9 protein-coding genes and 1 pseudogene are annotated in these 8,650 nt (G+C 72.8%); 5 read left to right on the plus strand and 5 right to left on the minus strand.

Going from position 1 to position 8,650, the window contains the following annotated elements:
- The first annotated feature begins 4 nt into the window (after positions 1 to 4).
- Positions 5 to 1,058 (plus strand): annotated as a pseudogene (locus tag I8N68_RS31975) (winged helix DNA-binding domain-containing protein).
- On the opposite strand, the gene I8N68_RS31980 reads toward I8N68_RS31975, so the two are convergent.
- Entirely contained in the window at positions 1,046 to 1,633 is a 588-nt protein-coding gene (locus I8N68_RS31980; RefSeq protein WP_307813058.1) for a nucleotidyltransferase family protein, read from the minus strand. The pseudogene I8N68_RS31975 and the gene I8N68_RS31980 overlap by 13 nt on opposite strands.
- Positions 1,630 to 1,779 (minus strand): hypothetical protein, encoded by a 150-nt coding sequence (locus tag I8N68_RS31985; RefSeq protein ID WP_200216848.1) that lies wholly within the window; start codon positions 1,777 to 1,779, stop codon positions 1,630 to 1,632. The genes I8N68_RS31980 and I8N68_RS31985 overlap by 4 nt, the downstream gene beginning before the upstream one ends.
- 78 nt (positions 1,780 to 1,857) lie before the next feature.
- Between I8N68_RS31985 and I8N68_RS31990 the strand changes: the two genes are divergently transcribed.
- The 3 genes from I8N68_RS31990 to I8N68_RS32000 are packed head-to-tail and all read left to right on the plus strand — an operon-like array spanning position 1,858 to position 5,500.
- Positions 1,858 to 2,406, plus strand: a complete 549-nt coding sequence (locus I8N68_RS31990) for a 2Fe-2S iron-sulfur cluster-binding protein (protein WP_200216840.1) — start codon at positions 1,858 to 1,860, stop codon at positions 2,404 to 2,406.
- Entirely contained in the window at positions 2,403 to 3,395 is a 993-nt protein-coding gene (locus I8N68_RS31995; RefSeq protein WP_200216841.1) for an FAD binding domain-containing protein, read from the plus strand. The genes I8N68_RS31990 and I8N68_RS31995 overlap by 4 nt, the downstream gene beginning before the upstream one ends.
- Positions 3,392 to 5,500 carry a xanthine dehydrogenase family protein molybdopterin-binding subunit gene (locus I8N68_RS32000; RefSeq protein WP_200216842.1) on the plus strand — a complete coding sequence of 703 codons (2,109 nt, stop codon included), beginning with the start codon at positions 3,392 to 3,394 and terminating at the stop codon, positions 5,498 to 5,500. The genes I8N68_RS31995 and I8N68_RS32000 overlap by 4 nt, the downstream gene beginning before the upstream one ends.
- Positions 5,501 to 5,602: 102 nt before the next feature.
- Here I8N68_RS32000 and I8N68_RS32005 read toward each other — a convergent pair whose 3' ends face one another.
- Positions 5,603 to 5,755 carry a hypothetical protein gene (locus I8N68_RS32005; protein ID WP_234040983.1) on the minus strand — a complete coding sequence of 51 codons (153 nt, stop codon included), beginning with the start codon at positions 5,753 to 5,755 and terminating at the stop codon, positions 5,603 to 5,605.
- A gap of 407 nt (positions 5,756 to 6,162) precedes the next feature.
- Positions 6,163 to 7,359: a helix-turn-helix domain-containing protein gene (locus I8N68_RS32010; protein ID WP_200216844.1), complete on the minus strand. Its 1,197-nt coding sequence runs from the start codon at positions 7,357 to 7,359 to the stop codon at positions 6,163 to 6,165.
- Between the two features lie 209 nt (positions 7,360 to 7,568).
- On the opposite strand from I8N68_RS32010, the gene I8N68_RS32015 reads away from it, so the two are divergent.
- Positions 7,569 to 8,042, plus strand: a complete 474-nt coding sequence (locus I8N68_RS32015) for a hypothetical protein (protein WP_234040984.1) — start codon at positions 7,569 to 7,571, stop codon at positions 8,040 to 8,042.
- A 93-nt stretch (positions 8,043 to 8,135) separates the two neighbouring features.
- On the opposite strand, the gene I8N68_RS32020 is transcribed toward I8N68_RS32015, so the two are convergent.
- A complete protein-coding gene (locus I8N68_RS32020) occupies positions 8,136 to 8,381 on the minus strand; it encodes a hypothetical protein (RefSeq protein WP_200216845.1) in 246 nt (81 codons plus the stop codon).
- Positions 8,382 to 8,650 lie beyond the last annotated feature (269 nt).

Raw genomic sequence — 8,650 nt, forward strand, 5'->3', positions numbered from 1 at the left:
TACCCTGCTGCTGCGCCCGCACCCGACCTTCCGGCCCACCGACGTGGCCAGGGTGGCCGAGTGGTTCGGCGCCATGCAGGCCCAGGACGCGGCGAGCGGGATGTGGTCGCTGGGCGTCCTCGCTTCCCGGGTGCACCCGCGCCGACGTCCAGACCGCGCTGGAGCGCCGGGAAGCGTTGCGGACCTGGCCGATGCGCGGGACGGTCCATCTCGTACCGCCGCGGGACGCCCGATGGATGCTGGCGGTGACCGGCGTCCGCGCGCTGGCCGGAGCGGCGGCCCGCCGGGCCGCCCTCGGGCTGACCGAGCCCGACGCCGACCGGGCGGCCGACGTGCTGGGCACCGCGCTGGCCGGCGGCGGCCGGCTCACCAGGGCCCAGTGCCTGGCCACCCTCGCCGCGGCCGGGCTCGACCCGACCGGCCAACGCGGCTACCACCTGCTCTGGTACGCCAGCCAGCGGGGCGTCACCTGCATCGCCCCGCATCTCGGCAGGGAGCAGACATTCGCCCTGCTCGACGAGTGGGCGCCCGAGCCGCACCGGCCGGAGCGCGACGAGGCGCTGGACATCCTGGCGTCGCGCTACTTCCGCAGCCACGGCCCCACCACCCGGCAGGACTTCGCCGGCTGGACCGGGCTGACCGTCGCCGACGCCCGGCGGGGCATCGCCGTGGCCGGCGACGCCCTGGCCACCGTCCGGGTCGACGATACCGAGGCGGTCGTCGACGCGGCGCTGCTCGACGCGCCCCGCGGGCCGGTCGACGACCTGCACCTGCTGCCCGGATTCGACGAATACCTGCTCGGGTTCAAGGACCGGACCCTGATGCTCGACCCGGCGCACAAGCAGGCGGTCATCCCGGGCGGCAACGGGGTCTTCCAGTCCACGGTCGTCCGCGCCGGTCGGGTGGTCGGCACCTGGAAGCGCACCCTCACCAGGACCCGGGCCACGGTCACCGTGCACCCGCTGGCCCCGTTCGACGCCGCGCTGCGCAGCCGGGTCGAGACCGCACTGGAGGGATACGCCCGCTTCCTCGACCTGCCCCTTCGTCACTCCTGGTGACCCCGCAGCGGATGCCGGGCCAGGTCGGCCGGGGTGTCCAGGTCCAGGGGCGAGCCCAGGCCGTCGCACGGCACCACGGTCACCAGGTCGGGGCGGGCCCGCAGGAGGTCGCGAGCACCCCGGTCCCCCGTCGCGTATTGGTCGAGCAGCGGCCACACGGCGCGGTCGAGCAGCACCGGATGCCCGACCCGCCCGGCGTAACCGGCAGCCGCGACGGACGCGCCAGCCGCGTGGGCCGCGCACACCCGACGCACCGCCGCCGGGCTGAGCGACGGCTGGTCGACGAGCACCACCACGGCGGCCCGGACGTGCTCCGGCAGCGACGCAAGGCCACCACGCAGCGAACTGCCCAGCCCGTCCCGCCAGTGCCGGTTGACGACCAGCACGGTTCCGGGCAGCTCGGGCAGTGCGTCCGCGCCCGCGCCGACGACGACGTGCACGGGCGCGCAGCCGCCGGCCCGCAGCAGGCGGACCGCGCGCCGGACGAGAGGCTCGCCGTCCAGCTCGACCAGCGCCTTCGGCCGGCCGAACCGGCGCCCCGCACCGGCGGCGAGGAGCAGCCCGGCGACGGTCACCGCGGCGACACCGCGGGCTGCCAGGGCCGGTCCGAGGCGCGGCGGACCGGGCCAGTCAGTCCGCGCAGCGCCCGACCGGTGCCGCCGTGTCGCCGGGCCACCACCTCCGCCGCGATACCCAGCGCGATCTCCGGTACCTCGTCCATGCCGCTCCACCGATCCCCACCCGTCGGACTTCGCCCGGATTTGTCCGTTAACAGCAGGAACGACGGTAGTCTGACCCGGTGCGGGGCGGGCGGGAGAGCGGGAAGCCGGCGGACGACCAGTGGTCGTCCCGGCTCGCCCTCACCGTCAACGGCGTCGGCCACGACCTGACGCTCGACAACCGGACCACCCTGCTGGACGCGTTGCGGGAACGGCTCGGCCTGACCGGCAGCAAGAAGGGCTGCGACCACGGGCAGTGCGGCTCGTGCACGGTGCTGCTCGACGGCCGCCGGGTGAAGAGCTGCCTGGTCCTGGCGGTCACCCTCGACGGGCGGGAGGTGATCACGGTGGAGGGACTCGCCGGACGCCGGCTCTACCCGCTCCAGGCCGCCTTCGTCGCGCACGACGCCTTCCAGTGCGGCTACTGCACCCCCGGCCAGATCTGCTCCGCACGCGGGATGCTCGACGAGGTGAGCCGGGACTGGCCCAGCGCGGTGACCGCCGACCTGACCGCGCCGGTGGAGCTGACCGACGCGGAGGTGCGGGAACGGATGAGCGGCAACCTGTGCCGCTGCGCCGCGTACCCGAACATCGTGACCGCGATCCGCGCGGCGGCGTCGTCCCGGTGAGAGCCTTCCGCTACCACCGGCCCGCCGACGTCGCGGAGGCGGTCGCGCTGCTCGACGCCGACCCGGAGGCGGCGTACCTGGGCGGTGGCACCAACCTGGTGGACCTGATGAAGCTCGGCGTGCAACGGCCCGGCCTGCTGGTCGACGTCACCGGGCTGCCGCTCGACACGGTGGAGCCGGGGCCGGACGGCGGGCTGCGGATCGGCGCCACGGTGCGCAACAGCGACCTCGCCGCGCACCCGCTGGTCCGGCGGGACTACCCGGTGCTCGCCCGGGCCCTGCTCGACGCCGCCTCCGGGCAGTTGCGCAACATGGCGACCACCGCCGGCAACCTGCTGCAACGCACCCGCTGCGCCTACTTCCAGGACACCGCGAAGGCGTGCAACAAGCGGGAGCCCGGCACCGGCTGCGCGGCGCTGCACGGGCAGAACCGCGAGCTGGCCATCCTCGGCTGGTCCGAGCGCTGCGTGGCGACCCACCCGTCGGACCTGGCGGTCGCCCTGGTCGCGCTGGACGCCGTGGTGGAGGTGCGCGAGCCGGGCGGCCCCCGGGACGTGCCGCTCGCCGAGCTGCACCGGACGCCCGGCGACCACCCCGAGCGGGAGACCACGCTCCCCCGCGGCGCGCTGATCACCGCGGTACGCGTCCCGCCGCTGCCGTTCGCCCGGCGATCCACCTACCTCAAGGTGCGCGACCGGGCCGCGTTCGCGTTCGCGGTCGGCTCGGTAGCGGCGGCGCTCGACCTGGACGGGGACGTGGTCCGCGACGTCCGGCTGGCGTACGGCGCGGTCGCGCACCAGCCGTGGCGGGCGTACCGGGCGGAGGAACTGCTGCGCGGCCGGCCGTTCACCGCCGAGCTGGCCGCCCAGGCCGCGGACGCCGAGCTCGCCGCGGCTCGGCCCTTGCGGCACAACGGGTTCAAGGTGCCGCTGATCCGCAACATCACCGTCCGCGCGCTGACCGGGCTGGCCGGGTCGGTGCGGCCGTGAGCGCGCCGCCGGTCGGCGCGGTGGGCCGCGAACATCCGCGGCTGGAGGGCCGGGACAAGGTCACCGGGGCGGCCCGGTATGCGGTCGAGTACCCGGTCGAGAACGTGACGTACGGCTGGGCCGTGCCGGCGGCCGCGACCCGCGGCCGGATCCTCCGGGTCGACGCGGCCCCGGCGCTGGCCCTGCCCGGGGTGCTCGACGTGCTGCACCACGGCAACGCGCCCCGCCTGACGCCCGGGGTGGACGCGGACCTGTTCCTGCTCCAGGAGCCGGCCGTGCACTACCGGGGGCAGTTCGTCGCCGTCGTGGTGGCGGAGACCATCGAGGCGGCCCGGGAGGCGGCCCGGCTGGTCCGGATCGACTACGACACCGAGCCGCACACCACCGTGCTCTCGGAACACCACCCCGGGCTGTACCGACCGAACAAGGTCAACCCGAGCTATCCAACCGACACCGAGGACGGTGACTTCGACGGCGGCTTCGCCGCCGCCGAGGTCCGGGTCGACGCCACCTACCGGACCCCGGCCTACCACAACAACCCGATGGAGCCGCACGCCACCACCGCACGGTGGCGGGACGGGCGGCTGCTGGTGCACGACTCCAATCAGGGTTCCACCCCGGTGCAGGCGACCCTCGCGGAACTGTTCGCGCTGCCCCGGGAGGCGGTCCGGGTGGTCGCCGAGCACGTCGGCGGCGGGTTCGGCAGCAAGGGGTACGCCAAGGCGGCCGTGGTGCTCGCCGCGCTGGCCGCCCGGCAGGTGGACCGGCCCGTCCGGCTGGCGCTCACCCGGCAGCAGCTCTTCGGCCCGATCGGGTACCGCGCCCCGACGATCCAGCGGGTCCGGCTCGGCGCCGACGCCGACGGCCGGATCGCCGCGGTCTGCCACGACGCCATCAGCCAGACCTCGACGCTGACCGAGTTCGCCGAGCAGGCCGCCGTCTACACCCGCAGCATGTACGCCGGCCGCCACCGACGCACCACCCACCGGGTGGTCCGGCTGGACGTGCCGACCCCGTTCTGGATGCGGGCGCCGGGCGAGTGCCCGGGGGCGTACGCGCTGGAGTCCGCGATGGACGAGCTGGCGACGGCGTGTGGCATCGACCCGGTCGAGCTGCGGATTCGGAACGACCCGGCGGTCGATCCCGAGCAGGGTCTGCCGTTCACCAGCCGGAACCTGGTGGCCTGCCTGCGCGACGGGGCACGCCGGTTCGGCTGGGCGGACCGCGATCCGACGCCGGGGGTCCGGCGCGACGGGCGCTGGCTGGTCGGCACCGGCGTCGCGGGCGCCAGCTACCCGGCCCGCGCCCGGGCCGCCGCGGCGGCGGCCACCGCCGCACCGGACGGCACCTTCGAGGTACGGATCAACGCGACCGACATCGGCACCGGCGCGCGGACCGCGCTGTGGCAGGTGGCCGCCGACGCGCTGGACGTACCCGTGGACCGGGTCGCGATCCGGGTGGGCGACAGCGACCTGCCGGCCGCGGGCGTGGCCGGCGGCTCGATGGGCACCGCCTCGTGGAGCTGGGCGGTGATCCGCGCCTGCGAGGGGCTGCGCGACCGGCTCCGGCAGGCCCCGGGCGGGGCGGTGCCGGCCGACGGGCTGACGGTCGAGGTGAGCACGGCCGACGAGGTCCGCGCCCAACGCCCCCTGCCCCGGTACGCCTACGGCGCCCACTTCTGCGAGGTGCGGGTGGACGCGGACACCGGCGAGGTCCGGGTGCCCCGTCTGCTCGGCGTCTTCGCCGCGGGCCGGGTGGTGAACCCGACCACCGCCCGCAGCCAGCTCATCGGCGGCATGACGATGGGGATGTCGATGGCGCTGCACGAGGAGGGTCTGCTCGACGAGCGGTACGGCGACTGGGTCAACCACGACCTCGCCATGTACCACGTCAGCGTCTGCGCGGACGTCGAGCGGATCGAGGCGTACTGGCTGCCGGAGGAGGACCCCGAGCTCAACCCGGCCGGGGTGAAGGGGATCGGCGAGATCGGCATCGTGGGCACGGCCGCCGCGATCACGAACGCCGTGCACCACGCGACCGGGGTACGGGTCCGGGACCTGCCGGTCCGGCTGGACAAGCTGCTGGAACGCCCGCCCACGCGGTGACGAGCCGTCGCGAGCGGTCACGGCTCGGCGAGCGTCCAGTTCACCCCATCGCCGGGAACTTTCCGCACCGCGGCGTGCGGCTGGCACGGTTGCTGTACATGCTCACCTCAGCCAGCCGAGGAAACGCCGATGCAGCGTGCCGGCGGGCGCCCAGGTCAGGTCCTCGGCAGCGCGGAGGAGCTGCGCACCCATGTACAGCGCCAGGGACACCGGCGCGTCCTCGAACTCCGCCCGCAGCTCCTGCCGTCGTGTCAAACACGGCCAGGGTGCCCCGCAACCGCCGCAGCTCCAGATCGGCAGCACCGGCCGGTGGGTGCTCACTCGCCGCGCCCCAGGAACGGTGCCGTCACCGAGCGATCAACCGTCCCACCGCCCGCCTGTGGCGGGCGCGGGACATCCCGTGCCTGATCCAGCAACCGCCGCCGGGCCGCCTCCTGCTCACCTGTCTGGATCCGCTGCCCGGTGCCCGGCGGAACCGGGGACAACGGGTTGATCCGGCTGGTGAACCAGTGCAGCAGTTCGACGATCGTGTTCAGGGGTCCGCTCCCTCCACTCCGAGAGCACGAACCCGCCGTCAATGAATGACGTTTGCGTCCTACACCCTCGTCCAACGAGGACAGCGTTACCCCGCGTTCATCGCCGATCCAGAGAGCGACCGTCCGCTAACGGCCTGCGCTGTCCGCTGTCGGTCGGCGCCGAGGGGCGTACTGGTCGCACAGCTCGCGCAGGGTCACGGCCTCGGGCACCCCGGCCTGCTCCACCCTCGCCAACACCTCGGCCGCCCGCCACCAGTTCGACGGGACCACCCGTCCGGATGCCACAGCCTCCGCGGCAAGAGCGGTCGCCTCATCAGGCTGGCCGGCGGCAACCAGGGCAAGGCCGAGGTCCAGGCGGGCCGAGGCGGACCGCCGCGGTCGCGCCCCACCATCGCCGTTCGGGTCCAGATCGGCAAGCACAGCGCGAGCGACGTGCTCGGCACCCGGGTCGCCCGCCCAGGCCAGCGTCGTAGCCGTGTAGGCGGCAGCCTTGGCCGGGTCGTAGCGATAGTGGTGCTCGGCTCGCTCAGGAACCGGCAGGTTCGCCGTCAGCCGCTCCACTCGGTCCAAGGCCCGCCGGGTCTCAAGAACGTCACCCATCCGAGCCCAGGCGCGTGCCTCCTGTGCGGTGGCCTGGATGTGGGCGGAGCTGCCCTCCGGCGCGACCCGCTGGGCCTGCCGGGAAAGGTCAAGCGCCTTGCGGTAATCACCTTGGGTGAGCACGTCCCAGGCGCGAGTCTCCAGACACCACCCTCGAATCTCGGAATGCTCGACGTGATTGGCCAGGTCAACAGCGGCCCTGAGGTGCGCTGCCGCCGCCGCTCGCTGTTGCAGGTCGATATGAACAGTGGCCCGCAGCACCGCCAGCCAGCCGCCAGCGACCAGGAGCCGGCGTTGCTGAGCAAGCGTGACTCGCCCGTCGAGGAGACGCCCCACGTAGGCCAGGTGCCGCCGCACCAATGGCAACAAGTCCGCAGGCGCCATGGTCGGATAGGCACTGGCGAGGTCATCGACGCTCTGCTCGATACGGTCGAGCACCTCCTTGCCCACATCGCTGGCGGCAACCCTCAGGCGCAGCTCGGCGGCCTCGGCAGCATGGTCGACCGGCGCATCGACCAAGCGAGCAAGCGCGCCCTCGGCGTTGAGAACCCGGTCCAGATGGCGCGCGGTGTCGGTCGTGGGAGCCTTGAGCCCGACCTCAAGCTCATGCAGGTGGCTCTTGCTTCGATGGGCAAGCTGCCCCAGACACCGAAGGGACAGTCCGCGTCGTTCGCGGAACTCACGCAGGGCTGCGCCGAAACGTGGGTCGACGGCTGATGCCACGGCGCCGCTCCCAATTAGAGGTCTGGGCGGCAGCTCCGCCAGCCCATACCCCGGCGGGCCACCGCTATCGACCGTACCCCATGCGTCGTCGACCTCGACTTCGACATTCCAGGACCCGACGCGCGCTCTGCGGCAAGGACGCTACGGGCAACCTACCTCGACGCCATCACAAGCCCTGCGCCGAACAAAAGCACGCCGAGGATCGCGGCATGAGCCAGTGCGTCGAGGCATCCACTAACGTGCGGGTCGTGGCAGCCATAGCAGCGGGAGCGTTCCGTCGAACGGCGATCGAGCGATCAGACCAGCGCGTCGCATGGGAACGGACGGACCAGGCCTTCTTCGCTGCCGGAGCGTGTCACATCCTCGCCTGGGTCTGCCGAGATTCCTACCCAGACCGGCCGATCGAGATAGCGGGGGTGTGCCTCGCGGACGACTCGCAGGTCTTCCACACCTACGCGATCTGGGATGGCTGGGCGTTCGACCACTCAGGCTGGAATCCCGAGCCGCAATTGCTCCTGGTCAACACAGAGTTCGAGGGCCACCCGCTAAAGCGCATCAAGATCGCAGACAGTCTCGCCGAGTTCTGCGAGAAGCGCCACCACCGCATGCCGAACCAGTACTGGCACGACCCGCTCCCCCGCGCTCGCGACTACGTGGGCCGATACATCCCACCTTGGGCGTAGCGCCTCCGGCGCACAACCGCCGGCCGGAGTAGGCGTTCACTTACCGACCGCTGGTGACGCACCGTGACGCCCGGTCAGCGGCATGTCCGTGCATCACTCGAACGCGTTGATCTCTCTCCATGCAGTATCGACAATCGAGCTATATGCGTCAGACCCAAGCTCGGGGATCAGGCCATCGAGCGACGCGAGCAGGCGAGATACCACCTCGGTCTCCGCAGGATCGCGCGCTGGGAGAACACCATCGAAGTCCGCGAACGAGATGACCTCTCGGATCGCGATGGCCTCGGCATAGGTCATGGAGAAGCTGACCCTGCCCGTGTCGTCGAGTTCTGCGTGCACACGGGACATCGTGCAGCATGCACGCTCATCAGCAGATGCGGATGCTCGGCGCGGACGGCGCAGGTCTAGGCCCGTGACAGAGCGCCACTCTGTCGGCGTTGATGAGGTGAATTCCGACTACTCGATCAACGGAGCCTGCCAGTCAGTCTCAACCCCCGATCCGTGGCCCAACCCCGTCAGAGTCGATGATGGAGTCGAGGCGTTCACCCTCGTCGCCGGTAGCGGGCCGGCCCTGACCTTCGTTCGCGCCCGGTCATGAGCGACCGCGC

This window comes from Micromonospora coerulea (assembly GCF_016598485.1).
GTDB lineage: Bacteria > Actinomycetota > Actinomycetes > Mycobacteriales > Micromonosporaceae > Micromonospora > Micromonospora coerulea.